This is a genomic window from Methylophilus sp. 5 (assembly GCF_000515275.1).
GTDB lineage: Bacteria > Pseudomonadota > Gammaproteobacteria > Burkholderiales > Methylophilaceae > Methylophilus.
Genome location: NZ_KI911560.1, coordinates 1,016,123 through 1,040,704, shown reverse-complemented (window position 1 = coordinate 1,040,704; position 24,582 = coordinate 1,016,123). Strand labels below are relative to the sequence as shown.

23 protein-coding genes are annotated in these 24,582 nt (G+C 51.7%); 15 read left to right on the top strand and 8 right to left on the bottom strand.

Features of this window, described 5'->3' with window-relative positions:
• Positions 1 to 23 precede the first annotated feature (23 nt).
• Complete coding sequence (locus METH5_RS0104935) at positions 24 to 866, bottom strand: quinoprotein relay system zinc metallohydrolase 2 (protein WP_232410953.1); 843 nt, start codon at positions 864 to 866, stop codon at positions 24 to 26.
• Between the two features lie 190 nt (positions 867 to 1,056).
• Here METH5_RS0104935 and METH5_RS0104930 point away from each other — a divergent pair, with 190 nt between their 5' ends.
• Positions 1,057 to 1,653, top strand: coding sequence for a cytochrome b (locus METH5_RS0104930; RefSeq protein ID WP_029147467.1), 597 nt, complete (start codon positions 1,057 to 1,059; stop codon positions 1,651 to 1,653).
• Between the two features lie 65 nt (positions 1,654 to 1,718).
• On the opposite strand, the gene hemE is transcribed toward METH5_RS0104930, so the two are convergent.
• From hemE to METH5_RS0104900, 5 genes are all read right to left on the bottom strand, one after another.
• Complete coding sequence (gene hemE, locus METH5_RS0104925; protein WP_029147466.1) at positions 1,719 to 2,783, bottom strand: uroporphyrinogen decarboxylase; 1,065 nt, start codon at positions 2,781 to 2,783, stop codon at positions 1,719 to 1,721.
• Between the two features lie 183 nt (positions 2,784 to 2,966).
• Positions 2,967 to 4,394: a glutamate synthase subunit beta gene (locus METH5_RS0104920; RefSeq protein WP_029147465.1), complete on the bottom strand. Its 1,428-nt coding sequence runs from the start codon at positions 4,392 to 4,394 to the stop codon at positions 2,967 to 2,969.
• A gap of 87 nt (positions 4,395 to 4,481) precedes the next feature.
• A complete protein-coding gene (locus METH5_RS0104915) occupies positions 4,482 to 9,131 on the bottom strand; it encodes a glutamate synthase-related protein (protein ID WP_369758915.1) in 4,650 nt (1,549 codons plus the stop codon).
• 429 nt (positions 9,132 to 9,560) lie between these two features.
• Complete coding sequence (gene hemL, locus METH5_RS0104905) at positions 9,561 to 10,841, bottom strand: glutamate-1-semialdehyde 2,1-aminomutase (RefSeq protein ID WP_029147463.1); 1,281 nt, start codon at positions 10,839 to 10,841, stop codon at positions 9,561 to 9,563.
• A 63-nt stretch (positions 10,842 to 10,904) separates the two neighbouring features.
• The gene (locus METH5_RS0104900; protein WP_051412861.1) at positions 10,905 to 11,888 is read right to left on the bottom strand and encodes a serine protease; all 984 of its coding nucleotides are present in this window, start codon (positions 11,886 to 11,888) and stop codon (positions 10,905 to 10,907) included.
• Positions 11,889 to 12,039: 151 nt separating this feature from the next.
• Between METH5_RS0104900 and METH5_RS0104895 the strand changes: the two genes are divergently transcribed.
• Positions 12,040 to 12,780 carry a dienelactone hydrolase family protein gene (locus METH5_RS0104895; RefSeq protein WP_029147461.1) on the top strand — a complete coding sequence of 247 codons (741 nt, stop codon included), beginning with the start codon at positions 12,040 to 12,042 and terminating at the stop codon, positions 12,778 to 12,780.
• Between the two features lie 167 nt (positions 12,781 to 12,947).
• Positions 12,948 to 14,462 carry an NADP-dependent phosphogluconate dehydrogenase gene (gene gndA / locus METH5_RS0104890; RefSeq protein WP_029147460.1) on the top strand — a complete coding sequence of 505 codons (1,515 nt, stop codon included), beginning with the start codon at positions 12,948 to 12,950 and terminating at the stop codon, positions 14,460 to 14,462.
• Positions 14,463 to 14,698: 236 nt separating this feature from the next.
• Here the strand turns inward: gndA and METH5_RS0104885 are convergent, their stop codons facing one another.
• Positions 14,699 to 14,887 (bottom strand): hypothetical protein, encoded by a 189-nt coding sequence (locus METH5_RS0104885; protein WP_029147459.1) that lies wholly within the window; start codon positions 14,885 to 14,887, stop codon positions 14,699 to 14,701.
• Between the two features lie 337 nt (positions 14,888 to 15,224).
• Between METH5_RS0104885 and thiS the strand changes: the two genes are divergently transcribed.
• The 6 genes from thiS to ubiA are packed head-to-tail and all read left to right on the top strand — an operon-like array spanning position 15,225 to position 19,383.
• Positions 15,225 to 15,428 carry a sulfur carrier protein ThiS gene (gene thiS, locus METH5_RS0104880; RefSeq protein ID WP_029147458.1) on the top strand — a complete coding sequence of 68 codons (204 nt, stop codon included), beginning with the start codon at positions 15,225 to 15,227 and terminating at the stop codon, positions 15,426 to 15,428.
• A gap of 57 nt (positions 15,429 to 15,485) precedes the next feature.
• Positions 15,486 to 16,268, top strand: a complete 783-nt coding sequence (locus METH5_RS0104875; RefSeq protein WP_029147457.1) for a thiazole synthase — start codon at positions 15,486 to 15,488, stop codon at positions 16,266 to 16,268.
• A gap of 2 nt (positions 16,269 to 16,270) precedes the next feature.
• Positions 16,271 to 16,654 carry a Co2+/Mg2+ efflux protein ApaG gene (apaG, locus tag METH5_RS0104870; RefSeq protein ID WP_029147456.1) on the top strand — a complete coding sequence of 128 codons (384 nt, stop codon included), beginning with the start codon at positions 16,271 to 16,273 and terminating at the stop codon, positions 16,652 to 16,654.
• Positions 16,655 to 16,699: 45 nt separating this feature from the next.
• Positions 16,700 to 17,929, top strand: coding sequence for a murein transglycosylase A (locus METH5_RS0104865; protein WP_029147455.1), 1,230 nt, complete (start codon positions 16,700 to 16,702; stop codon positions 17,927 to 17,929).
• Positions 17,930 to 17,943: 14 nt separating this feature from the next.
• A complete protein-coding gene (locus METH5_RS0104860; protein ID WP_029147454.1) occupies positions 17,944 to 18,489 on the top strand; it encodes a chorismate lyase in 546 nt (181 codons plus the stop codon).
• Between the two features lie 21 nt (positions 18,490 to 18,510).
• On the top strand, positions 18,511 to 19,383 hold the full coding sequence (gene ubiA / locus METH5_RS0104855; protein WP_029147453.1) for a 4-hydroxybenzoate octaprenyltransferase: 873 nt from the start codon (positions 18,511 to 18,513) through the stop codon (positions 19,381 to 19,383).
• Here the strand turns inward: ubiA and METH5_RS0104850 are convergent.
• Entirely contained in the window at positions 19,366 to 21,000 is a 1,635-nt protein-coding gene (locus tag METH5_RS0104850) for a FimV family protein (RefSeq protein WP_232410951.1), read from the bottom strand. The two genes, ubiA and METH5_RS0104850, sit on opposite strands and share 18 nt — an antisense overlap.
• Before the next feature lie 328 nt (positions 21,001 to 21,328).
• On the opposite strand from METH5_RS0104850, the gene rplM reads away from it, so the two are divergent.
• The 6 genes from rplM to erpA all read left to right on the top strand — a co-directional run bounded on the left by rplM (position 21,329) and on the right by erpA (position 24,569).
• Positions 21,329 to 21,757 carry a 50S ribosomal protein L13 gene (rplM, locus tag METH5_RS0104845; protein ID WP_029147451.1) on the top strand — a complete coding sequence of 143 codons (429 nt, stop codon included), beginning with the start codon at positions 21,329 to 21,331 and terminating at the stop codon, positions 21,755 to 21,757.
• Positions 21,758 to 21,779: 22 nt separating this feature from the next.
• Positions 21,780 to 22,172: a 30S ribosomal protein S9 gene (gene rpsI, locus METH5_RS0104840; protein WP_029147450.1), complete on the top strand. Its 393-nt coding sequence runs from the start codon at positions 21,780 to 21,782 to the stop codon at positions 22,170 to 22,172.
• A 118-nt stretch (positions 22,173 to 22,290) separates the two neighbouring features.
• On the top strand, positions 22,291 to 23,337 hold the full coding sequence (gene argC / locus METH5_RS0104835; RefSeq protein WP_036307606.1) for an N-acetyl-gamma-glutamyl-phosphate reductase: 1,047 nt from the start codon (positions 22,291 to 22,293) through the stop codon (positions 23,335 to 23,337).
• Complete coding sequence (locus METH5_RS0104830; RefSeq protein ID WP_036307602.1) at positions 23,337 to 23,699, top strand: hypothetical protein; 363 nt, start codon at positions 23,337 to 23,339, stop codon at positions 23,697 to 23,699. Before argC ends, METH5_RS0104830 begins: the two co-directional genes overlap by 1 nt.
• A 68-nt stretch (positions 23,700 to 23,767) precedes the next feature.
• Complete coding sequence (locus METH5_RS0104825) at positions 23,768 to 24,160, top strand: polymer-forming cytoskeletal protein (RefSeq protein WP_029147447.1); 393 nt, start codon at positions 23,768 to 23,770, stop codon at positions 24,158 to 24,160.
• 52 nt (positions 24,161 to 24,212) lie between these two features.
• Positions 24,213 to 24,569: an iron-sulfur cluster insertion protein ErpA gene (erpA, locus tag METH5_RS0104820; RefSeq protein ID WP_029147446.1), complete on the top strand. Its 357-nt coding sequence runs from the start codon at positions 24,213 to 24,215 to the stop codon at positions 24,567 to 24,569.
• Positions 24,570 to 24,582: the final 13 nt, after the last annotated feature.

The window sequence follows — 24,582 nt, the reverse complement described above, 5'->3', positions numbered from 1 at the left end:
ATCCATTTCCAAGGTGATTGCGGCTATTCCCACTCCAGTTGCGGGTAGATCACATTGACATTACGGCGGTTGGCAATGTCGAACAATTGCCATTTATCTCGTTCCGCCGCCGCTGCGGTGTCCATGGTTTGCTCCATGCTGATACCTTTTTTGATGCTGGTGCGCACATCTGCGAGTAGCAAATTGAGGTAGCGTAGCTCATTGCCGATGATGGTTGGCTGGTCTGCACTTTCCTGTCCATGCCCGGGAACAATGAGTGCGTAGTGTGTCTTATTCACATGTTCAAGCGCTGCAATCAGGCCTTTAATATCCCCCTCCACCACCGGAGTGCGTTGCGCGAATACCAAGTCGCCCGTAAACAAGGTGTTGGTTTTAGTGTCGAGCACGGTTAAGTCTGTGTGCGTGTGGGCAACGCTTTGTGCTTGCAATTGCAATTGGCGGCCGCCTAAGTCTAGCGTCAGTTGATCATGCACTGGCATATCCGGGATGACCGTACTGCTGGCTTTGCCCGCTTCGCCAAGCAGCCGTGTGTTGAGTTTTTCGTATTGCTCTTGCCGCAACAGCATGGTGTTGGCCAGTTTTTCGTGGCCAACAAAATGGGTCGCCCCGTTTTGAAAAGCTGCATTGCCGTAAGTATGGTCGGGATGCACATGCGTGTTGATGACATAGCGTATTGGCAACGGGCTGATCGTTTTGATGGCTTGCAACAGCAGCTCACCCGTGTGTTTGCTGCCGCCAGTATCAATCACGGCAATCGCGTCGTGGCCAATCACCACGCCAATATTGCAAATGTCACCTTGGTAACCGTCGTCGATATCCAGATGGTTGCCATGATGAACGTAGATGCCCTCGGCGAGTTGTTTCAATTCAAAGCTGTCTGCCCATGCTTGGCTACATAACGTTACAAATGTGCAAATAAGACTGACGCAAACCCGGTTGATTTTTGATAACATGACGACTCACCCATGAATGATTCATGCATCATAATCAATTCATGCATGAAGACATAGTGACCACTGTCACAAGCCAATAAAGTTAAGGGATTAAGGAGATTCAATGAGTTCAACGCAGCGTTATAACAAGGTGGCTGTTATTTTGCACTGGCTAATCGCGCTGGCGATCATTGCCATGTTTGCCCTTGGCTGGTATATGGGTGGGTTGCCAAAAGATGGCCCCAAGCAAACTGCTTTTGACTTGTTTGATGCCGGTATTTATACCTGGCAAATGGCCGAGCCAGCCAGTGCCAGAAACCTGTATTTCAACCTGCATAAATCGCTAGGCTTTAGCCTGCTATGGCTGATTTTGTTCCGGGTTTACTGGCGTATCAGCCACACACCACCTGCCATGCTTGCCAGCTATTCTGCGCTGGAGCGCAAAGTGGCTACTGGTGCACATCATTTGCTGTACTTGTTGATGGTTGGCATGCCTTTGACGGGTGTGTTAATGACGCTTTACAGCAAGTTTGGATTGAAATGGTTTGGGCTGGAGGTATTTGGTGGCCTGGATAATGCCGATTTGCGCGATGCCTTCAAAGAGTCCCACGAGTTGTTTGCCAATATTTTGCTGGCGGTGTTTATTGTGCACGTGATTGGTGCACTCAAGCATAAATTGATTGATAAAGACGAGACCATGTCGCGTATGACTTTAAAGTAAGTCTGTGATCAGGCAATAAAAAAACCGCCAATGATGCATTGGCGGTTTTTTTATTCAGGCCTGCATTACAGATGGTATTGCGGGCTCAGCTTGCGCACGGTTTCCAGCATGCAGGCTGCGTGCTCTGGCGGCGTCCACTGTGTAATGCCGTGGCCCAGGTTAAATACATGGCCATGACCGTGGCCGAAGCTTGCCAGAATGCGCGCCACTTCTTTTTCAATCGCGGCAGGGGAGCTCAGTAAAATGGCTGGGTCCATATTGCCTTGCAGGGCGACTTGGCTGCCTACACGCTGCCGTGCTTGTGCCAGGTCTACCGTCCAGTCCAGGCCCAATGCATCGGCGCCAATGGCGGCTTGCGCCTCCAGCCATAAGCCGCCACCTTTGGTGAAAACGACGCTAGGCACAGGTTTGCCCTCGGCAGTTTTAGTCAGGCCAGCGACGATTTTTTGCATATAATTCAGCGAAAACTCAGTGTAGGCATCATGTGATAACGCACCGCCCCAAGAGTCAAAAATCATCACTGCTTGGGCGCCTGCGGCAATTTGGGCATTCAGGTATTGAATCACGGTTTGTGACGTGACTTCCAGAATGTGATGCAGTAACTCCGGTCTGGCATAGCCCATTTTTTTGGTGTTCAAAAAGTCAGTGCCGCCTTTGCCTTCAACCATATAGGTTGCCAGTGTCCATGGGCTGCCGGAAAAGCCGATCAATGGCACGCGGCCATTCAGTGCTTTGCGAATGCTGCTGACAGCATCAAACACATATTGCAATTTAGCCATGTCTGGCACTTCGAGCTTGAGAATATCTGCTTCTGCCTGCAAAGTGCGCTCAAATTTAGGGCCTTCGCCTTCTTCAAAATACAGCCCCAGGCCCATGGCGTCCGGCACGGTCAAAATGTCACTAAAAAGGATGGCTGCATCCAGTTGTGGATAGCGATCTAGTGGTTGCAGGGTCACTTCAGTCGCAAAAGACGGGCTTTGGCATAGCTGCATAAAGCTGCCAGCGGTTTTGCGGCTCTCGCGGTACTCTGGCAAATAGCGGCCAGCCTGGCGCATCATCCAAACCGGGGTGTATTCTGTAGGTTGGCGCAGTAAAGCGCGCAAAAAGGTGTCGTTTTGAAGTTGAGTCATGGGTGATTGATTACCGTAGCTGCCCTGTACAGCGGGTTGCTGGCAGGTCAAGAATATGTAAAAGCATGATTATAAAGGCCAAGCTGCTGTTTCACCTGAAAGAATGCGGTTTTTTTGCGGTATGACAAATAAAAACGCCGATGATAGTCATCGGCGTTTATGAAAGTCTGCGATTGCGCGGACTTATCGTGGCAAGGTAGAGCTGCCCATCAAGAAAGCATCGACTTCGCGGGCGCATTGACGGCCTTCACGGATCGCCCAGACCACCAGGGATTGACCACGGCGCATATCGCCCGCCGCAAATACCTTGGCTTTGCTGGTTTTGTAGCAACCGTCGCCGTCTGTCGTGGCTTTTACATTACCACGGTTATCTTTTTCTACGCCAAAGGCATCCAACACTTTTTGTAGCGGCGAGACAAAGCCCATGGCTAAAAATACCAGGTCTGCTTGAATGGTGAATTCAGAGCCAGGCACTTCAACCATTTTGCCGTCTTTCCACTCTACGCGGGCGCCTTTGAGGGCGGTCAGTTTGCCGTTTTCCCCAATCAGCTCTTTGGTGGTGATAGACCAGTCACGATCTGCGCCTTCTTCGTGTGAGCTGGAGGTGCGCATTTTGAGCGGCCAGTTTGGCCACACCAGTGATTTATTTTCTTTTTCTGGTGGTTGCGGCATTAATTCAAACTGAGTGACGCTGACTGCACCATGGCGGTTAGAGGTGCCGACACAGTCAGAGCCAGTATCACCACCACCGATCACGACAACATGTTTGCCAGTCGCTTTGATCTGATTGGGCACGGTGTCACCGGCCACCATTTTGTTGTTCGGTGTTAAAAAGTCCATGGCAAAGTGCACGCCATCGAGGTCGCGGCCAGAGACTGGCAGGTCACGTGGTAACTCAGCACCACCGGCTAAAATCACCGCGTCAAAATCACGCTCTAACTCAGCCGCGCTCACGTTCTCGCCCACATTCTGGTTCACTTTGAAAGTCACGCCTTCGGCTTCCATTTGTGCCATACGGCGGTCAATGCCTGATTTGTCCAGCTTGAAGTCAGGGATACCATAACGCAGCAAGCCGCCGATACGGTCATTTTTCTCAAGCACCGTGACGCTGTGGCCCGCACGTGCCAATTGCTGTGCCGCAGCCAGGCCAGCGGGGCCTGAACCAACCACCGCAATATTTTTGCCAGTTTTGTTCGGGTTGATTTGCGGTGTGACCCAGCCGTTTTCCCAGGCTTTGTCGATAATCGCATGCTCGATGGATTTAATCCCCACGGCGTCGTTATTGATGTTTAAAGTACAGGCAGCTTCACAAGGTGCCGGGCAAATGCGGCCGGTGAAATCAGGGAAGTTGTTGGTTGAATGCAGCACATCAATCGCATTGCGCCAGTCCTGGTGATACACCAGATCATTCCAGTCAGGAATAATATTGTTGATTGGACAGCCGGTGGTGCAAAAAGGAATGCCGCAGTCCATGCAGCGTGCGCCTTGTTGTTTGGCCTGGTCGTCTGTCAAATGCAGGACGAACTCTTTGTAGTTTTTGACACGATTTTGAACCGGCAGGCTTTCTTCTGCCAGACGATCAAACTCCATGAAACCTGTGACTTTACCCATGTGAAATCATCTCTTCCCTGTTGCTTCGTGAGGACGCAACCTTAACAAGTCCCCGCTTTACGCGGGGCATTCAATTAACAAAAACGATTAAGCGGCTTGTTTGGCAGAAGCTGCAGCCATTTCGGTCAGTGCGCGTTTGTATTCGTTAGGGAATACTTTAACGAATTTTGCACGTGACGTTGGCCAGTCAGCCAGAAGGTCTTTTGCCCGCGGGCTACCCGTTAGCGCAAGGTGCTGTTCGATCAGGCCCTTTAAAATCACTTCATCAGGCTGACCCAGATGCTGCACTTTGCCAATATCGGCTTCAGCGGCTTCCACTTTTTCCAGTGATACCATGCTCATATTGCAACGATGGGCAAATTTGCCGTCAATGTCGTAAACATAGGCGATACCGCCGCTCATGCCTGCCGCAAAGTTCTGGCCGGTTTGACCCAGCACCAGCACTGTACCGCCAGTCATGTATTCGCAACCGTGGTTACCCACGCCTTCAACCACGGCGGTGGCGCCTGAGTTACGCACACAGAAGCGCTCACCTGCGACGCCGCTCAAGAAGCTCTGGCCGGTGGTGGCACCGTACATGACGGTGTTGCCGACAATAATGTTCTCGTATGACAGGCCGCGGAATGTCGCTGGTGGTTTGATAATAATGCGACCACCACATTGGCCTTTACCTACGTAGTCGTTACCTTCACCAGTCAGTTCAAACGTAATGCCTTTGGCCAGGAAAGCCGCAAAGCTTTGGCCAGACGTGCCGGTAAATTTGACGCTAATGGTGTCGTCTGGCAAGCCTGCATGGCCATAACGGCTGGCCACTTCATGCGACAGCATGGTGCCCACTGTACGGTTGGTGTTGACGATAGGCAGGTTGATGCTGACTTTTTCGCCTATTTCCAATGCCGGTTTTGCCAGTTCAATCAGTTGATTGTCCAGTGCTTTCACCAGGCCATGGTCTTGTACATCGTTATTTTTGCGTGACACGCTGGCTGGCATTTCTGGCAAGTGGAATACCTTGCTGAAGTCCAGGCCGTTGATTTTCCAGTGCTCAATCCCGGCTTTCATGTCCAGCAAGTCTGCGCGACCAATCAGGTCGTCAAACTTGGCAATGCCGATGCTGGCCATCAGTTCACGTAGTTCTTCTGCGACAAAGAAGAAGTAGTTGACGACGTGTTCTGGTTGGCCGGTAAATTTCTTACGCAGCTCAGGGTCTTGTGTTGCGACACCGACCGGGCAGGTGTTCAAGTGACACTTACGCATCATGATACAGCCTTCAACCACCAGTGGCGCGGTGGCGAAACCAAACTCATCCGCACCCAACAAGGCACCAATCAATACGTCGCGGCCGGTTTTCATCTGACCATCGACTTGCAATACAACACGGCCACGCAGCTGATTTAATACCAGGGTTTGCTGGGTTTCGGCCAGGCCGAGCTCCCATGGCGTACCGGCATGCTTGATCGATGAAATCGGCGAAGCGCCAGTACCACCGTCATGGCCAGCCACCACAATGTGGTCGGACTTGGCTTTAGCGACACCAGCTGCAACAGTACCAATGCCGGTTTCTGATACCAGTTTTACCGAAATTGAGGCTTTTGGATTGGCGTTTTTCAAGTCATGAATCAGCTGCGCCAAATCTTCAATCGAATAAATATCGTGGTGTGGCGGCGGTGAAATCAAGCCCACGCCAGGCACTGAGAAACGCAGTTTCGCAATGTATGGCGATACTTTATGGCCAGGCAGTTGACCGCCTTCACCTGGCTTGGCGCCTTGTGCCATCTTGATCTGGATCTGGTCAGCGCTGCTTAAGTATTCAGCCGTGACGCCAAAGCGGCCAGAAGCCACTTGCTTGATGCGTGAGCGCATGGAGTCGCCTGCTTTCAAGGCCACATCGGCTTCAATCAGGTCAGAACCCAGCACTTTGGCAATGCTGGAATCCACTTGTACCGGAATGAAACGTTTAACGTCTTCACCGCCTTCACCGGTGTTGGACTTGCCGCCAATGCGGTTCATTGCCACCGCCAGTGTGGCGTGCGCTTCGGTGGAGATTGAGCCCAGTGACATGGCACCAGTTGCAAAGCGCTTAACGATCTCTTTGGCCGATTCAACCTGATCCAACGGAATCGCATTGCCCGCTGCTTTGATTTCGAACAAGCCACGCAAGGTCATGTGACGGCGGGTCTGATCGTTAATCAGTGCAGCATATTCTTTATAAGTCTCATACTGGCCGGTACGTGTGGCATTTTGCAGTTTGCTGATCGACTGCGGTGTCCACAAGTGCTCTTCACCACGTACACGGAAGGCATAATCGCCGCCTGCTTCCAGCGCATTTGACAGCACAGGATCGCTACCAAAGGCTTGGGTGTGCAGGCGCAGGGTTTCTTCGGCCACTTGTTCCAGGCCAATGCCTTCAATCTGGCTCACTGTGCCAGTAAAGTAGTCATTGACGAACTGGCTGTTCAAGCCGATGGCTTCAAAAATCTGCGCGCCACAGTAAGATTGGTAAGTAGAGATACCCATTTTGGACATCACTTTGTATAAGCCTTTGCCGATCGCTTTAACAAAGTTTTTGCCGGCTTTTTCAACATCGCCGGTCATGGTCTTCATGGTTTCATACACCAGCCATGGGCAGACTGCCTCGGCACCGTAACCTGCTAACAGGGCAAAGTGGTGTACTTCACGTGCTGAGCCAGTGTCAATCACCAGGCCGGTGCTGGTGCGCAAACCTGCCTTAACCAGGAACTCATGTGTGGCAGAGCAAGCCAGCAACGCCGGAATCGCGATGCGGCTGGCAGACACGCTGCGGTCTGACAGGATCAGCACGTTGTAACCGTCATGCACCGCTTTTTCAGCTTGGTCATGCAAGATATCCAGAGCCTGTTTCATGCCTGCTTTGCCAAGTGTGGCATCGTAGGTCAGGTCGAGCACGATGGACTTGAACTGTCCTTTGGTCAGGGACTCGATTTGTTTGAGTTTTTCCAGGCCGTCCAGGCTCAATACTGGTTGGCTGCTTTCCAGACGCAATGGCGGATTGGTTTCGTCAACCGCCAGCAGGTTAGGTTTTGGGCCGATAAATGTCACCAAAGACATCACCAATTCTTCACGAATCGGGTCAATTGGCGGGTTGGTCACTTGTGCGAACAGCTGTTTAAAGTAGTTGTACAAAGTTTTGGCTTTGTTGGACAACACCGGCAGCGCCGCGTCGTTACCCATCGAGCCAGAACCCTCTTCGCCGTTATCTATCATCGGCTGCAACACAAACTTGAGGTCTTCCTGTGAATAACCAAAGGCTTGTTGTGTATCCAGCAAGTCGGCATTCAGGCTGACTTCGCCGCTGCCTACATTTGGCAACTCGGTCAGATGAAAACGGGTTTGTTCAATCCATTGACGGTAAGGCTTGGCTTGTGCCAGTTCTGTTTTGACTTCTTCGTCATCAATAATGCGGCCTTGCTCCATGTCGATCAGCAACATTTTGCCTGGCTGCAAGCGCCATTTTTTAACGATTTTTTCTTGTGGGAAGGTGATTACACCCATTTCAGACGCCATCATCACGATGTCATCTTCTGTCACCAGGTAGCGCGCAGGGCGCAAACCGTTACGGTCCAGGGTGGCACCAATCATTTTGCCATCGGTAAAGGCTACAGCAGCCGGGCCATCCCATGGCTCCATCAGCGCGGCATGGTATTCGTAAAACGCACGACGGTCTTCATCCATCAGCGGGTTGCCGGCCCAGGCTTCTGGAATCAGCATCATCATGGCGTGCGGCAGGCTGTAACCGCCAGCCACCAGCAACTCCAGGCAGTTGTCAAAACAGGCAGAGTCAGACTGGCCTTCGGCAATCAATGGCCACAGTTTTTCCAGATCTTCGCCTAATACGGCGGACTTCATGGTTTCGTGACGCGCTGCCATCCAGTTGACGTTGCCCTGTACGGTGTTGATTTCACCGTTGTGCGCGATCATGCGGAATGGGTGTGCCAGATCCCAGGCGGGGAACGTGTTGGTGGAGAAGCGTTGGTGTACCAGCGCCAGCGCCGATACCACGCGCGCATCTTTCAGGTCTTTATAGTAAATGCCCACTTCGTTCGCCAGCAGCATGCCTTTGTAGACAATGGTGCGGGAGGAGAAAGACGGCATGTAAAACTGTGCTTTGTCTTGCAGGTTGAGCGCGCGAATCGCATGCTCAATCCGTTTGCGGATGACGAAGCATTTGCGTTCGAATGCGATGCTGTCTGTTGTAGTGCTGGCAATAAATACCTGGCGCATCACAGGCTCAACGGCGCGTGCTGCATCAGCAATATTGCTGCTGTCGACTGGCACATCGCGCCAGCCTAATAGTGTTTGGTTTTCTTCAGCGATGATTTGCGCAAAAATGGCTTCGCATTTGGCGCGGTTATCAGCGTTTTGCGGCAAGAAGGCCTGGCCCACGGCGTATTGGCCCACGGCTGGCAGCGTCATGCCCAGGTTAGCCGCTTCTTCGCGCATAAAAGTGTCAGGCATTTGCATCAGCAAGCCCGCGCCATCGCCCAGCTTAGGGTCGTAACCAGTTGCACCGCGGTGCGTCAGGTTGTCTAGCAGCTGCAGGCCTTTAGCGACGATATCATGGCTTTTCTGGCCTTTAATATGGGCAACAAAGCCCACGCCACAGCTATCCTTTTCGTGGCGTCTGTCGTATAAACCCTGAGATTGGGGAGCTAAACCAAACTGGTCGTCCAGAGCGGTTGCGGTATCTTGAGAAGCACTCATCACGTTGTTGTCAGACTGCATGTCCATTGCCAGATTCTTCACTTACAAAACATTTGGAGGAACCTTCAATGATACCGTTAAAGTTTAGCAATTTCAATTGTTTAGCCTGCGTTAAATAACGGATAAATCTATTTTTTTATCTTAATTGAGAATGGTTTTTATTTACCGATAAAAAATAGCAATTAAGGCTGTTTATCAGAGCATTATGCGGGGAACGGTGGCAACAAGTGTCTGTGATGGCGATGCTGTTTTGATTGGGGAAAATGCAGTTTTTGGATGCGCGCCTTGCAGGCTGCATACCATGGCTGTGTGGGGTGAAGAGATGCAATTTAGTGCGCAGTTTGCGCGGCAGGGTGAGGGCTGAGTTGTTGGCTTGGGCCAGTGCCCCTTGCGTCTTTTGTGTGATCAGGCGCAGGGGCGGTGAGTCAATTACAGGCTGGCAAATGCAGTGGCTGCCGCTTGTACGGTTTGTGCAATGTCTGCGTCAGTATGTGCTGCTGAGACAAACCCTGCTTCAAACGCTGATGGGCCAAGATAAATGCCGCTATCGAGCATACTGTGAAAGAATTTGTTAAAAGCGTTTTTGTCTGCCTGCATCATCTCTGCGTAGCTGCTTGGGTTGCTAGCGCTAAAGTAGAGGCCAAACATGCCGCCTACGTGTTGGGCACTAAAGGTGACGCCTGCGCTTTGAGCCGCTTGTGTCAGGCCGTGGGTGAGCTTGGCTGTTTGTGCAGTGAGTTTTTCATAAAAGCCAGGTGCTTGCACTAGCTTTAAGGTGGTGAGGCCCGCTGTGACTGCGACCGGGTTGCCAGAAAGCGTGCCTGCCTGGTAGACCGGGCCTAGTGGCGCCAATACGCTCATAATGTCTTTGCGGCCGCCAAATGCGCCCACCGGCAAACCGCCGCCAATGACTTTGCCCAATGTGGTCATGTCTGGCTTGATGCCATACAAGGCTTGTGCGCCGCCTAGTGCCACGCGAAAGCCAGTCATCACTTCATCAAAAATCAGCACAATGCCGTGCTGGGTACAGAGTTCGCGCAAGGTTTGTAAAAACTCCTGCTGCGGCACAATCAGGTTCATATTGCCAACGACCGGCTCCAGAATCACGCAGGCGATTTCATCGCCAATGCTGGCAAAGGTATCTTTGAGCATTTGTGTGTTGTTGTAGTCCAGCGTCAAGGTGTGTGCGGCCACTTCTGCGGGTACACCGGCAGAGCTTGGCTCGCCAAAGGTTAGTAAGCCTGAACCGGCTTTCACCAGTAAGGCGTCGGCGTGGCCATGGTAGCAACCTTCAAACTTGACGATTTTGCTGCGTTTGGTAAAGCCGCGCGCCACGCGAATGGCGCTCATGGTGGCTTCGGTGCCGCTACTGACCAGGCGTACTTGTTCCATGCTGGGCACCAGCGTGTTAATCAGTTCGGCCATTTCCAGCTCGAGGCCGGTAGGCGCACCAAAACTCAGGCTGTTAGCCGCTGCTTGCTGCACCGCTGCGATCACTTCAGGGTGTGCATGCCCCAGAATCATTGGCCCCCAGGAGTTGATATAGTCGATATATTCCTTGCCATCGACATCCCACAGTTTTGACCCCAGCCCTTTTTTGAAGAAGATAGGCGTGCCGCCCACGCTACGAAACGCGCGTACTGGCGAGTTGACGCCACCTGGGATCAGTTGCTGGGATTTTTCAAACAGTTGCTGGTTGCGAGAGGTCATAGGTATGCAATCGGGTAAACATCAAAAAAACGTATTCTATCAGAGCAGGCACGCTTGTTCATGCTAGTGCGCCTGGCCATCTAACTGCTGGATATGTTGCTCGGCGTTGTTGAGCAGCACCGACTGTTGCGTTTGTTGTGCCAAGGTGGCGAGCCCACGCCAGGCATCAATATGGGCGGGCTGTAACCTGACTGCGCGTTCATATGATTGTTGCGCGGGGCTAAGCTGCCCTTGGCCATGCAAGGCGCTGGCCAGGTAGAAGTTGGCCTCTGCCGAGTCGGGTTGTTGTAAAAGCCAGGCGCGTGCAATGCCTTCTAATGCTGACCAGTCGCCAGTTTGATAAGGCTGCACGACTTGCATCCAGGGCGGGCGCGCCTCTGGTGGCAAGTCCCAAAAAGCGGTGGTCGTTGGGTTGGTGCTGGTGGTGGCGTCGTGTTGCATTAAGGTGACTATCCACTCGACCGGCACACTGTAAAAATAAGCCTGCTTACCCGGACTTTTAAAGGTGCTGAGTGACACCAGCTCGCCCGATTGATTAAATGTCGGGCTGCCGCTGGCGCCCATGATAAAGGCTGCGTCTGTGCGCACAATCATGCTGCCATCATAAGCATATAAGGCGCGCACCTTGCCCGCGATGGTTTGTGGCTTGGGCGGCCCGCCAGGAAAGCCAATCGAAAACACTTCGTCGCCATAATGTAACGAGGCGGCTGAGGCTAGAGTGACGGCAGGAAGTTCCAGATACTTGAATTTAAGCAAACAAATATCGTGTTGCCAGTCTGCAATCATTTCAACTGGGCTGATGCTCTCACCAAACTTTGAAATGCTGATGCCGGCACTGTTTGCGACAACGTGGCAGTTGGTGGCGACCGTGTCTTTATCGACAACCACGCCACTGCCGACTCCATGACCACCGCTGGCGGTGATGGCATGCACTTTCACTACTGACGCTTTGAGGCGGTAAACCAGTTCACGGTCAGGTTCGGCCTGTGCGGCCTGCATGAATAGCCAGCATGCAGCGAAAATCAATAGATGAGGCAATAAGCGCATATCAACTCCCATTTAGGATTGCAGGCGTATGCGTGCAATCTGTTTTCGACTTAAAATGCAAAAAATTCTCATTTCGGCCTATAAACCCAGTGAAAAGCCGTGCAAACAGCGCTAGAATAGCCGATATTTTTGATTGTCTTAAGGATTTACCATGCTGATTACAAGCGAAATCGTCGATTTAAACACTCCAACCGGAGTGATGCGTACTTATGTGCATCGTCCAAAACACGATGGCAAGGTGCCTGCGGTTTTGTTTTACTCCGAAATCTTTCAGCAGACCGGCCCGATTGAGCGTGCTGCACGTCTGTTGGCAGGTTATGGCTACGCGGTGCTCGTGCCGGAAGTGTTTCATGAATTAAACCCGATTGGCACGGTATTAGGCTATGACGACGCTGGCCGTGACAAAGGTAACGCCGACAAAATGGCCAAAGACGTGCAGGCCTACGACACTGACAACCGCGCCATGATTGATTACCTGAATGCACAGCCTTGGTATGACGGTAACCTGGGCGCTGCAGGCTTCTGCATTGGCGGCCATCTGGCTTTTAGAGCCGCGTTGCAGCCAGAAGTGAAAGCGACCGCCTGTTTTTATGCCACCGATTTGCATACCAATATTATTCCAAACCAGCCAGGCCAGCACAGCATGGAGCGCGTCAATGAGATCAAAGGCGAGCTGCTGATGATCTGGGGCAAGCAAGACCCGCATATCCCAGCTGACAAGCGTGCCGAGCTCTATAACCGCTTTGCGGCTTTGCCCGGCTTGCACTACACCTGGCACGAATTTAATGGGCAGCATGCCTTTATGCGCGATGAAGGTGAACGTTACGATGCGCAGTTGGTCAACCTCGGGTATCAGTTGACCTTGCAAATGTTCGGTAACGTACTTAAGTAAACGTGTACAAAAACCGAGGATAGAAAACTATGGTGCTGAATGTGTTATGCCTGTTGAGATTTTTAAAACAACTTGCATGCCATGTTCAACACATACCTTAGTTCAAGCACAGGCCAAAAGCCTGTGCTTTTTTTTCAACTAAATTAACCATTTATTTAGAGATAACTATGACTACAAAAAATGCGGATATTGGATTGGTGGGATTGGCAGTGATGGGCCAAAACCTGGCGCTTAACATTGCGGATCACGGCTATACCATTGCGGTGTATAACCGTGACCCGAAAAAAATGCTGAACTTCATTGAAGAATGCAAAAAGAATGAGCCTTCGCACGAGCGCGTGGTTGGCCATGCCGATTTGGCTTCTTTTGTATTAAGCATCAAACGTCCTCGTAAAATCGTATTGCTGGTTAAAGCTGGTAGCGCAACCGATGTGACCATTAATGCCTTGCTACCGTTTTTGGAGCAAGGCGACATTATTATTGATGGCGGTAATGCATTGTGGACTGACACCATCCGCCGTGAAAAAGAGCTGGCTGCCAAAGGTATCGAGTTTATTGGCTCGGGTGTCTCTGGTGGTGAAACCGGTGCCCGTTTTGGTCCTTCATTAATGCCGTCTGGTACCCGTAAGGCTTGGTCTAGCCTGGAGCCGATCTGGCGCGATATTGCTGCTAAAGTTGACCCGGTGACCGGCACCCCGCTAGAGGGTGGCGCACCTGGCAAGCCGGTTGAGGGTGGCTTCTCTTGTGCCGAATACATTGGCCCTGACGGCGCTGGCCATTATGTAAAAATGGTGCACAACGGTATTGAGTACATTGATATGCAGTTGATCTGCGAAGCCTACTGGTTGATGAAAAACTTGCTGGGCATGCCTGCAGACGAAATCGGTAAAGTATTTGCAGAGTGGAACAAAGGCGAATTATCCAGCTTCCTGATTGAAATCACGGCGGATATCCTGCAACAAAAAGATCCCGCTGGTAAAGGCTTTTTGGTGGACCAGATTCTGGATACGGCTGGTCAAAAAGGCACGGGTCAATGGACCGCGGCCAATGCGCTGGAACTGGGCGCACCGGCTAACGCAATTGCAGCAGCAGTATATGCCCGCGCGTTGTCCAGCTTAAAAGAAGAGCGTGTAGAAGCGAGCAAAATTCTGAAAGGGCCGGTCATCGTTAAAGAGACCGACAAGGCTGCCATTATTGAAGCGATTAAAAACGCCTTGTATTGCTCTAAAATCTGCGCTTACGCACAAGGTTTCCAACTCATTGACAAAGCGCAAGTGGCTTACAACTGGAAGCTCAACTTTGGTGAAATTGCACAGATCTGGCGTGGCGGTTGTATCATCCGTGCGCGTTTCTTGCAGAAAATCACTGATGCGTACGCATTGAATTCACGCCTGAAAAACCTGATGCTGGATCCGTACTTTACCAACGCGATGAATGAAGGCCAGGCTGGCTGGCGCAAGGTGATTGCGCTGGCTGTGACCAACGGTATTCCGGCACAAGGCTTTGCTGCAGCGCTGGCGTATTACGATGGTTACCGCAGTGCCGATTTGCCAGCAAACTTGCTGCAAGGTCAGCGTGACTACTTTGGCGCGCATACTTATGAGCGTAAAGATCAGGCACGTGGTCAGTTCTTCCACCTGGATTGGCCTGAAGCAGGTCGTCCGCAATTGGCGATTGAGTAACTCCTTGCCTGCCTGGGTCCAGTCATGGTGCCTAGGTGTGAGCAAATAAAAAAAGATGGCGCTGGTCGCCATCTTTTTTGTTGATACTGCATCATTTAAGCCAAGGGCCCTGTTTTAGAGGAAACAAGAGCCACGACAGGCTGAATGGTGATCAGTAACTGCTTATCAACGCAGGTGCATGCGTTGATGAAAAATGTGACCCAATAGCGGGTCTTTTGCCAGCGAATGCCGCGTGGTTAAACGCAGTCGCAGCTAGATTCCAGAAAGCGGTGTAACTCGGTAATGGCTTTCGTGTGTTGCTGTGCTTCAATGGCTGCTTTTGCATCTGCCAGGTTGGCGGCAGAAGGATTCAAGCTTGGAGCATAAATTTCGTCCACTAAAAAAAGCTTGGACGGTGCTGCTTGGTGTGACTGTGCTATTTGCATTTCAATATTCCTTTTGGGATTTCCAATATTCGGGGTACAAAACGACGAATTGTGTTCGTCGTGCATGTGGCGCCAAAATTAACAAAAAGTTCCTTGTCCGGCAATGTGTTATCTGTCGTCATGACCAAACTTGTCAATTTCTTACGACATATTTGTATTGCTGCAACATATAAGCAAACATAGTGCCATATATTAAATACCATAACGCATGCCTATCGAGTGCGGATGACAAGCTAGCCAATTGCGCCTTAAAAAAGACCGCGCATGAAAAACTGAAAGCCAAATGCGCTGATTTTTCGTAAAATATCGGCTTGATTAATCAAAAATGAAGAGCAGTATGCAAATTTTCGTCAATGGTAAGGCGACGCCGCTACCGGCAGAAGCCATGAGTGTGCTGGCGCTGGTGGAGTTTATGCAGCTCAGCGGCAAACGCATTGCCATTGAGCGTAATGGTGATATTGTGCCGCGTAGCCAGTTTGCCGAAGTGCACTTGCAGGCGGACGATCAGCTGGAAATTGTCGGTGCTGTGGGCGGCGGTTAGTGACCGGGCGCTGATGTTAAAGATTGAGTTGAACGCATTGAATAGAGAGTTTTGAATATGAATGACGCTTTGGTAATCGCCGGGAAGAGTTATCAGTCCCGCTTGTTGGTGGGCACTGGAAAATACGCCGACTTTACGCAGACGCGCGCAGCGATTGACGCCAGTGGCGCTGAAATTATCACTGTTGCGATTCGCCGGACCAATATTGGCCAAAATGCTAACGAGCCCTCGTTGCTGGATTATTTGCCGCCGAGCGAGTTTACCTATTTGCCCAATACCGCCGGTTGTTATAGCGCAGAAGATGCCGTGCGTACATTGCGTTTGGCGCGTGAGCTGCTGGATGACCACAGGCTGGTCAAGCTGGAGGTGCTGGGCGACCCTAACACCTTGTATCCCAATGTGACGGAGACTATTGCGGCGGCCAAAACCTTGGTGAAAGAGGGCTTTGAGGTCATGGTGTATACCTCGGATGACCCGATTATTGCCAAACAGCTGGAAGACATCGGTTGTGTGGCCGTGATGCCGTTGGCCTCACTGATTGGCTCTGGTATGGGCATTTTAAACCCTTGGAACCTGCAAATCATCATTGAAAGCGCCAAAATTCCGGTGCTGGTCGATGCGGGTGTGGGCTGTGCTTCGGATGCTGCGATTGCCATGGAGTTAGGCTGTGCCGGGGTGCTGATGAATACCGCGATTGCCGCAGCGCGTGATCCGGTGTTGATGGCAAGTGCCATGAAAAAAGCGGTTGAGGCTGGTCGCGAATCATTCTTGGCCGGGCGGATGGCGAAAAAGCTCTATTCTGCCAGCCCTAGTTCACCAACCAGCGGGATGATCGGTTAATGGTGGCGGATAACGGCTTATATGCATGCGAAGTCTCGGTGGTCACCGAGTATTTGCAAGCGCAATCGTCACCTGAGGCTGGGCAGTATGTCTATGCCTATACCATTACTATCCGCAATACTGGCCAGACGCCGGTGCAACTGATTAGCCGCCATTGGGTCATTACTGATGCCATGCAACAAGTGCGCGAAGTGAAGGGCTTGGGGGTGGTGGGTGACCAGCCATTGCTGGCGCCGGATGCCGAGTACAGTTATACCAGCAGTGTCATGTTTAGCACGCCTAGCGGCGAAATGTATGGCACCTATCAAATGGTCGCCGTCGATGGCCACTGGTTCGAGGTGGATATTCCGACGTTTTGGCTGCACCAGGCCGCAGGCCTGCATTGAATATGTGCATAGATAAAATTGCTTTCAAGTTGAAATCACGTGGTCATTAAAACTCTCTTCAATGTTCGCCAATGTTTATTGCTGGCAGCGGCATGTTGGCTGGTAGGCTGTCAAAGCGTGCCGCCAACGCCGCAGCACCCTGCACCAGCCAAACCATTGCCGACCAAGCCGCCTGTGGCTGCGCCAGAAAAGCCATCAGCAACCACGACTACCCCTGCCCAGCCTTATGCCCTGCTTAAGCCAGCCAGTTGGGCTGAGTTGCCAGGCTTGGCAAAAGAAGATTGGGCGGCGAGCTGGCGTGCCTGGTTGCAAGGTTGTCAGGGGCTCAAAAACAAGCCTGACTGGCAAGCTGTGTGTGCGGTGGCTTTGCTGGTCAACGCCGATGACGCCGTGGCTATCCAGGCTTACTGGCGGCAATACTTCAATGTGTATCAAACACAGCAGGCAGAAGGCGCGCAGCAGGGTTTGATGACCGGCTATTACCAGCCGGTGTTAAAAGGCGCCCGCACTGCCAGCGCCCGGTTTCCGATACCTTTATACAAAATACCTGCCGACCTGATTACGGTTAATTTGTCCGGGCTGTTTCCTGAGCTTAAATACAAGCGCGTGCGTGGCCGCTTGCAGGGGCAGTCACTGGTGCCGTATTACACGCGTGCTGACATTGAACAAAACCAGTCACCATTGGCTGGCAGTGAGTTGTTATGGGTCAATGATGCGGTGGAGGCCTTTTTCTTACAGGTGCAAGGCTCAGGTATTGTTGAGCTGGAGAATGGTGAGCGGCTGCCAGTGGGCTACGCCGACCAAAATGGGCACCCTTACCAGTCGATAGGCAAGCTGTTGGTGGAGCGTGGTGAGATGGTGGCGAGTGAGGCGTCCATGCAGGGGATTAAAACCTGGGGTGTGCAACATCCTGATCAATTGCGCGCCTTGCTGGATGCGAACCCTAGCTATGTGTTTTTTAAATTATTACCCGCTGGCTTGTCGGGGCCGCTGGGCGCGTTGGGCGTACCGTTAACGGCCGCCCGCAGTATTGCGGTGGACCCGTTTTATATCCCCCTCGGCGCACCAGTCTACCTGGCTAGCACTTACCCAAACTCGGAGGCGCCTTTGCAGCAGTTAATGCAGGCGCAGGATACCGGTGGCGCGATTAAAGGCGGCGTGCGGGCCGATGTGTATTGGGGTGAGGGCGAGCCCGCCGGTAAGCTGGCCGGGGCGATGCGCCAGCAAGGTCAGCTGTGGGTGTGGTTGCCTAAAACGTTCCCATTGCCGCATTAGCTGGTATGCAGCGCATGCATGACAGGCAAGATTCTGGCTGGCAAGCCCACATTGTTGGTCATACCCCTTTGCGTCCATGGTTGCAGGAGCGTGGCTCGTTAACGGCGCGCTTAAAGCAGCAATATCCCGATTTTTCTGTGCAGGTACTTGCTCAGGGCTGGCACAAGCCTAATGTTGATGAGCAGGCGCTATTGCGATTGCCGCCGTCGACTCGTGCCTGGGTGCGCGAAGTGTTGTTGATGGGCGAGGGGCAGCCGCAAGTATTTGCGCACAGTGTCATTGCCCGCAACGATTTGCGAGGGACATGGTGCCATTTGCGCAAGATTGGCCGTGTGCCGCTGGGGGCGGCGCTGTTTGCCAATGCCAGCGTGCAGCGAGGACGCTTGCACTACCGAAAGTTGCCGTCTACACATCCTTTGCATCAAGCCTTTTGCCGTTATTTTCCTGAGCAGTCGCGGCAAGTGTTATGGGCCAGACGCTCATTGTTTTGCCTGCGGCATTATCGTTTACTGGTCACCGAGGTATTTTTACCTTCATGCGCCCAGCGGCCGGCTCGTTAGTCTTCTTCAGGAATCAATTTTATGCGATCACTGACTCACTGGCATGCCTATTACCGGCTGACGCGGCTGGATAAACCCATTGGCATCTGGCTGCTGTTATGGCCTACCCTGTGGGGGCTGCTGATTGCCGGACAAGGTCAGCCGCGGCCATGGGTGGTGCTGGTGTTTGTGCTGGGGACTATTTTGATGCGCTCGGCAGGCTGTGCACTCAATGATATTGCCGACCGGCATTGGGACGGCGCGGTTGCACGGACAAACAGGCGGCCGTTGGCAACGGGTGAAATCTCGGTCAAAGAAGCTTATCTGGTCGCGTTGGGGTTATCGCTGCTGGCATTTGCGCTGGTGTGCACACTGGGCTGGCCGGTGGTAGTGTGGTCTGTGCCAGCCTTGTTTCTGGCCGTGAGCTATCCTTACACCAAGCGTTTTTTCGCGATTCCGCAAGCCTATCTGGGCATTGCATTCGGCTTTGGCATCCCAATGACGTTTATTGCCTTGCAAGGGCAGGTGCCCGCTGTTGCCTGGTGGTTGTTGCTGGCTAATGTGTGCTGGTCAGTAGCCTATGACACGGCCTACGCCATGGTCGACAGAGCGGATGATCTTAAAATCGGTATTCGTTCTTCGGCGATTACCTTCGGTCGTTTTGATGTGCTGGCCATTATGGGCTGTTTTGCGGCCATGATGCTGATTCTGGCCTTGGTCGCGCAAACGCTAATGTTCACTTGGCCATTCTGGCTGGGCTGGGCGGTAGCCGCGATGCAAATGTGGCGGCAATATCAGTTAGTTCGTACCCGTCAGCCCGACGCATGTTTCAAGGCGTTTTTGGATAATATCTGGATAGGCGCCGCGTTGGCCGTGGGCATGGCGGCAAGCTACTGCTTAGGCGGACTTGCGTAAGGTTGAAGCTTCGTCCAGCTCAAAGGTAAAGTCTGTCCAATATTGAAATGGCACCTGGTCAATCGGGGCCAATATATAAATATCTTCAGACAACTGTTGCAGCTCACGCAGGTTGCCATGAATAGACGCCTCATGGTCACCGGTTTTTGGCGCAGGCGGCACCGCTGGCAGGTTTTGTGTCTGGCAGGCAATTTCCTTCAGTAGCATCAAGTCTTCAAACACGCTACGCTCAAAGCCCATGCGTGGCACCAGGCGCGTGTTGTAAACCAGGTCATCAATCAGCGCAATCACTTGCGGTGTCCCCCAGGCCTGCTGCAAAGCCTTCATCACCCGCGGGAACGACTCAATACCTTGCTGCTTTAAATCTGGTGTGTGCTCGACGTTTAAGTTGAAGTGTTTGCGGCATTCGCCGGCCACAATATCAAACTCTTGCTGCTTGCCTTCTTTTGACAATAGGTCCAGCAGATACAGCCACATCCACGGCGAGGATTTTGGGTGTTTGGCCAAATGTTGCTGCAAATGATCAATCGCCTGGTTGACCCGTCCGTGCGTAAATAGCCGTGACGCATCTTGCATCACCGCTTGCGTGCTTTGCTGTGAGCTGGTTTTCTGCGGCACGCCATGGGGCATCACCACATCATCATTGGCATGCATGGGCACCGACTTTAACCGGCTGCTGTTGGTTTGTGCAGGCAGTTGCGTCGGTGGATTCATGCCCGAACTGTCACTGGCCTGGCTGGCTGGATGCAAGGTGGCCGAAAAAAACTTGCCCGTGAGGGGGCGCGTTGCCGGGCCTGATGCCTCATCGGGTGGTGTGGCTGTCGTTTCATTTTGCCGGGATGAACGGCGTGGCTTCATCACTTTGGGCACGGCGGCGTGACGGCGCAGCCAGTCTGCAAAGAAAAAGCCGCTGGCAATCAGCGCAAGGCCGAGGGCAATCACCAGTGTCCGCAATAAATGATTTTCGTTTTGCAGCTGTGTGAGTTGGGTTTTCAGGGTGGCCAGTATGTCGGCCTGTGCCAGATTACTGGCATAAAGCACATCAGACTTTGTTTGCAGCTGTTTGAAGTTTTGCTGCAAGCCATCAATTTGTGTTTGCAGCGCGGTGTAAGCCTCTACAGGAATCTCTGGTGGCGCGACTGGCAGTGCTTCAACAGCGGCTGGTTGCGTCACAACAGGCTCTGGTGTGGGCTTGCTGGCGGGCGATGCGGCTGTAATGCTGATGGATACGGTATTGTCAGGCTGAATGGTCGCCGTCTGCTGTGTATGCTGGCAGTGGTCGAGCAAAGTCAGTGTCAGAGGGGTGGTAATGGCACTGTCTGACCATAGCATCAGCACGCCCTGCTGGCTGCCCAGCGTGGTGTACTCCAGATGCACAGCGCTTGAGCCTGGTGATTGACTCAGGCTGAAGCAGCTAATATCGGTGTTTGCCTGCACGTGTTTTAGCGGCAACTGGGCCATGAGTGGCTGGCCTGGCGCGGATTCAATGCTCAGCGCTCTGAATTCGGCCGCGTTGATAACGGGCAGGTAGGCAAACAAGCACAAAGCACACAGCCATAGCAGGCCGGTGGCGGCGTGAGAGCGTTGTTGTTTAACCTTGTATAGGCCTAAAAGCATCAAAAATTATTTTTAGTCGCGTGGCTGATGTTTAGTTAAAGTCGTCAGGGCAAGAGTAAATAGATGCGGAAAGTCGAAACTTGAGCTAATATAGCATCCGATTGCAATTATCCTTAAAAAAACAAGGATCATTTGTGATAAAAGCACGTTTTATGTCGGGTAATTTGCAAAATTGATGGCAAAAAAGCCACAAAACTGGTTGCCTCCGTCAGCAACATTATCCATCAAGCTGGTTCCGATTATTTTAGAATATTTCGTTGACAAGCTTTCTCATGCTGGCATATAATCCGCCCTCTTAATTTATACGCTATAACTTGGTAGTTATAAAATGAAAACTTTTTCAGCAAAATCGCATGAAGTACAACGTGACTGGTTCGTGATTGACGCCACCGACTTGGTATTAGGCCGTCTGGCCAGCGCAATCGCCCATCGTCTGCGTGGTAAGCATAAAGCTATTTACACACCACACGTAGACACCGGTGATTACATTGTTGTAGTCAATGCAGACAAGATTAAAGTCACAGGTAACAAGGCGGGTGGCAAGCTGTATCACCGTCACTCCGGTTACCCAGGCGGTATCACTACAACGACATTCTCAAAAATGCAAGACCGTTTCCCAGGTCGTGCGTTAGAGAAAGCTGTGAAAGGCATGTTGCCAAAAGGTCCTTTGGGCTATGCCATGATCAAAAAAATGAAAGTGTATGCGGGCGACAAGCACGAGCACATTGCGCAGCAACCGCAACCATTAACCATCTAATTTAAGACGATTAGGATAAAACATGATCGGTAAATATAACTACGGCACAGGCCGCCGCAAAAGTTCAGTGGCACGTGTGTTTCTGAAGTCCGGCAGTGGCAACATCGTGGTCAACGATAAGCCAGTTGACGTTTATTTTTCACGCGAAACTTCTCGCATGATTTTGCGTCAACCACTTGAATTGACAAGCAACACAGCGAGCTTTGACATTTTGGTCAATGTGCATGGTGGTGGTGAATCCGGTCAAGCGGGTGCAGTGCGTCATGGCATTACCCGTGCGTTGATTGATTACGATGCAGCGTTGAAGAGCGCATTGTCTCACGCAGGTTTCGTGACACGTGATGCACGTGAAGTTGAACGTAAGAAAGTCGGCCTGCGTAAAGCGCGTCGTCGGAAACAGTTCTCCAAACGTTAATTTCCAGCGTTTGTTACAAACCTGTTGTGCAAAAAGGTCGCATTGGCGGCCTTTTTCATTTATATTGTTTTACTTTTTATGCATCGGTCGTCATTGAACGCGCATCTGGTTTAAGGATATGGAAAAAATCAAAGTTGGCATTGTAGGTGGGACGGGTTATACCGGTGTTGAGCTGCTGCGTTTGTTAGCACTGCATCCCAATGTACAATTGCAAGTGATTACTTCCAGAGGCGAAGCCGGATTGCCGGTCGCTGACATGTTTCCTAGCTTGCGTGGCGTGATTGATCTCAGGTTTAGCGACCCGGCGACCGTAGATCTGACGCAATGTGACGTAGTCTTTTTTGCGACGCCGCATGGCGTTGCCATGGCGCAAACGCCCGCGTTGGTGGCGGCCGGGGTCAAAGTGATTGATTTGGCCGCTGACTTCCGTCTGCAAGACGCTGTTGAGTTTGAAAAGTGGTACAAATTGCCGCATAGCTGTACTGACGTGCTGAAAGATGCCGTTTATGGCTTGCCGGAGTTGTATGCTACAGATGTCCAGCAAGCTCAAGTGATCGGCAACCCGGGCTGTTATCCGACCACCGTCTTATTGGGCTTGGCACCGTTGCTAGAGCAAGGCTGGATTGATTTTTCTGTGCCCATTATCGCCGATGCCAAATCTGGCGTCTCCGGTGCCGGTAGAAAAGCCGAAGTGGGCACCTTGTTCTCAGAGTCCAGCGATAACCTGAAAGCCTATGGCGTGGCCGGGCACAGGCACCACCCTGAAATTCTGGCCCAATTGAAGAAACTGTCCGGCAGCGACGCGGTTAAACTCATATTCGTGCCGCACTTGATTCCCATGATCCGTGGCATGCTCAGCACCTTGCATGTCAAACTTAATGCCAAAGGCAAGCAACAATCTTTGCAGCAAGTGTATGAGCAGCGTTACCAGACCTCTACGTTTGTGGATGTCATGCCTGCCGGCTCGCTGCCGGAAACCCGTTCAGTGCGTGGTGCCAACGTTTTACGGATGGCGCTATACCCACAGGCCGATGATTATGTCACAATCATTGTAGTGCAGGATAATCTGGTCAAAGGCGCTTCTGGTCAAGCCGTACAGAACATGAACTTGATGTTTAACCTGGCGCCGGATGCCGGTTTGCAAGTGCTGCCGTTGTTGCCATAATGATCAGGCCGATACGCAGACGACTCAGAAACCATTTTGGCCTCACTGCCAAGCAAGTCGCAGTCCGCTCGCACCGGCCCTGGTATTTTCAAGGCATGCTGGCAGTCGTTTATGTGGTGGTTGGTTTTGCATTGGCCTACTGGGTCGTGCATGATGATGATGGCGAACATATCCGTCAACGCTTGCGCCAAGTCACTACCGAAAACATTGAATTACAAAAAAAACTGATTGCCTCGCAGCGTGAGCTACAGGTTGAATTAGCCACCAGTAACAATCTGGCTAAAACTTTAACCGCGCAGCAGGACGAAAACATCAAGCTGAAAGAAGAATTGGTGTTTTACAAGAATATGACCAAGCGTTAGCTGCATGCATGATATGGCTGATGACGAATCGGAATCGCCATTTAAGTTAATTCGGAACAGGAAGTAGCATGTTTTTCAAAAAAAGTGTTCAAATCGACAGTCACATTGATACCTTGATCGGCCATGAAACTCAAATCACTGGCAATATGCAATTTGCAGGCGGTTTAAGGGTTGATGGTATGATTGCTGGTAATGTGATTGAAAAACGCGAACATCCAAGCACGCTGATTATCAGCGAGAATGGTGCAGTGACCGGCGCCGTAGAAGCTTCTAAAATTGTATTGAATGGCATGATACGCGGCCCGGTAAGGTCCTCGGTGTTTATTGAGTTACAAAGTAAAGCGCGCATTGTGGGTGACTTGTACTATAAATCGCTAGAGATGCACACCGGTGCCGTGATTGAAGGAAAACTGATTTATCTGGGCGAGCAACCTGACGTTGCGCCGCCAGAAGCGACTTGAAATTAAAATTTTCGTCGCCATATTGTTATTGAGAATTTGACAGGAGTCTATGATGACCGCAGAAGCCACCCTTGAAATGCCTATTCCGTTGGTATTTACCGACAATGCCGCCAAAAAAGTGAAAGAGCTGATTGATGAAGAAGGTTCGCCAGACCTCAAGCTGCGTGTTTTTGTCAGCGGCGGCGGTTGTTCAGGCTTTCAGTACGGTTTTACCTTTGAAGAAGAGGTGAATGACGATGACACGCAAGTCGACAAAGACGGCGTGACTTTGCTGATTGACCCGATGAGCCTGCAATATCTGGCCGGTGCCGAGATTGATTACACCGACAGCCTGCAAGGCTCACAGTTCGTGATTCGTAACCCGAATGCAACGACGACTTGCGGTTGCGGTAGTTCGTTCTCGGTATAACGACTGCATTAAG

What these genes read in the sequence shown, in the direction of transcription:
- METH5_RS0104930 (WP_029147467.1), top strand. Translation starts at nt 1,057, where the DNA reads ATGAGTTCAACGCAGCGTTATAACAAGGTGGCTGTTATTTTGCACTGG.
- hemE (WP_029147466.1), bottom strand. Translation starts at nt 2,783, where the DNA reads ATGACTCAACTTCAAAACGACACCTTTTTGCGCGCTTTACTGCGCCAA.
- METH5_RS0104920 (WP_029147465.1), bottom strand. Translation starts at nt 4,394, where the DNA reads ATGGGTAAAGTCACAGGTTTCATGGAGTTTGATCGTCTGGCAGAAGAA.
- METH5_RS0104915 (WP_369758915.1), bottom strand. Translation starts at nt 9,131, where the DNA reads ATGAGTGCTTCTCAAGATACCGCAACCGCTCTGGACGACCAGTTTGGT.
- hemL (WP_029147463.1), bottom strand. Translation starts at nt 10,841, where the DNA reads ATGACCTCTCGCAACCAGCAACTGTTTGAAAAATCCCAGCAACTGATC.
- METH5_RS0104900 (WP_051412861.1), bottom strand. Translation starts at nt 11,888, where the DNA reads ATGCGCTTATTGCCTCATCTATTGATTTTCGCTGCATGCTGGCTATTC.
- METH5_RS0104895 (WP_029147461.1), top strand. Translation starts at nt 12,040, where the DNA reads ATGCTGATTACAAGCGAAATCGTCGATTTAAACACTCCAACCGGAGTG.
- gndA (WP_029147460.1), top strand. Translation starts at nt 12,948, where the DNA reads ATGACTACAAAAAATGCGGATATTGGATTGGTGGGATTGGCAGTGATG.
- METH5_RS0104885 (WP_029147459.1), bottom strand. Translation starts at nt 14,887, where the DNA reads ATGCAAATAGCACAGTCACACCAAGCAGCACCGTCCAAGCTTTTTTTA.
- thiS (WP_029147458.1), top strand. Translation starts at nt 15,225, where the DNA reads ATGCAAATTTTCGTCAATGGTAAGGCGACGCCGCTACCGGCAGAAGCC.
- METH5_RS0104875 (WP_029147457.1), top strand. Translation starts at nt 15,486, where the DNA reads ATGAATGACGCTTTGGTAATCGCCGGGAAGAGTTATCAGTCCCGCTTG.
- METH5_RS0104860 (WP_029147454.1), top strand. Translation starts at nt 17,944, where the DNA reads ATGCATGACAGGCAAGATTCTGGCTGGCAAGCCCACATTGTTGGTCAT.
- ubiA (WP_029147453.1), top strand. Translation starts at nt 18,511, where the DNA reads ATGCGATCACTGACTCACTGGCATGCCTATTACCGGCTGACGCGGCTG.
- METH5_RS0104850 (WP_232410951.1), bottom strand. Translation starts at nt 21,000, where the DNA reads ATGCTTTTAGGCCTATACAAGGTTAAACAACAACGCTCTCACGCCGCC.
- rplM (WP_029147451.1), top strand. Translation starts at nt 21,329, where the DNA reads ATGAAAACTTTTTCAGCAAAATCGCATGAAGTACAACGTGACTGGTTC.
- rpsI (WP_029147450.1), top strand. Translation starts at nt 21,780, where the DNA reads ATGATCGGTAAATATAACTACGGCACAGGCCGCCGCAAAAGTTCAGTG.
- argC (WP_036307606.1), top strand. Translation starts at nt 22,291, where the DNA reads ATGGAAAAAATCAAAGTTGGCATTGTAGGTGGGACGGGTTATACCGGT.
- METH5_RS0104830 (WP_036307602.1), top strand. Translation starts at nt 23,337, where the DNA reads ATGATCAGGCCGATACGCAGACGACTCAGAAACCATTTTGGCCTCACT.
- METH5_RS0104825 (WP_029147447.1), top strand. Translation starts at nt 23,768, where the DNA reads ATGTTTTTCAAAAAAAGTGTTCAAATCGACAGTCACATTGATACCTTG.
- erpA (WP_029147446.1), top strand. Translation starts at nt 24,213, where the DNA reads ATGACCGCAGAAGCCACCCTTGAAATGCCTATTCCGTTGGTATTTACC.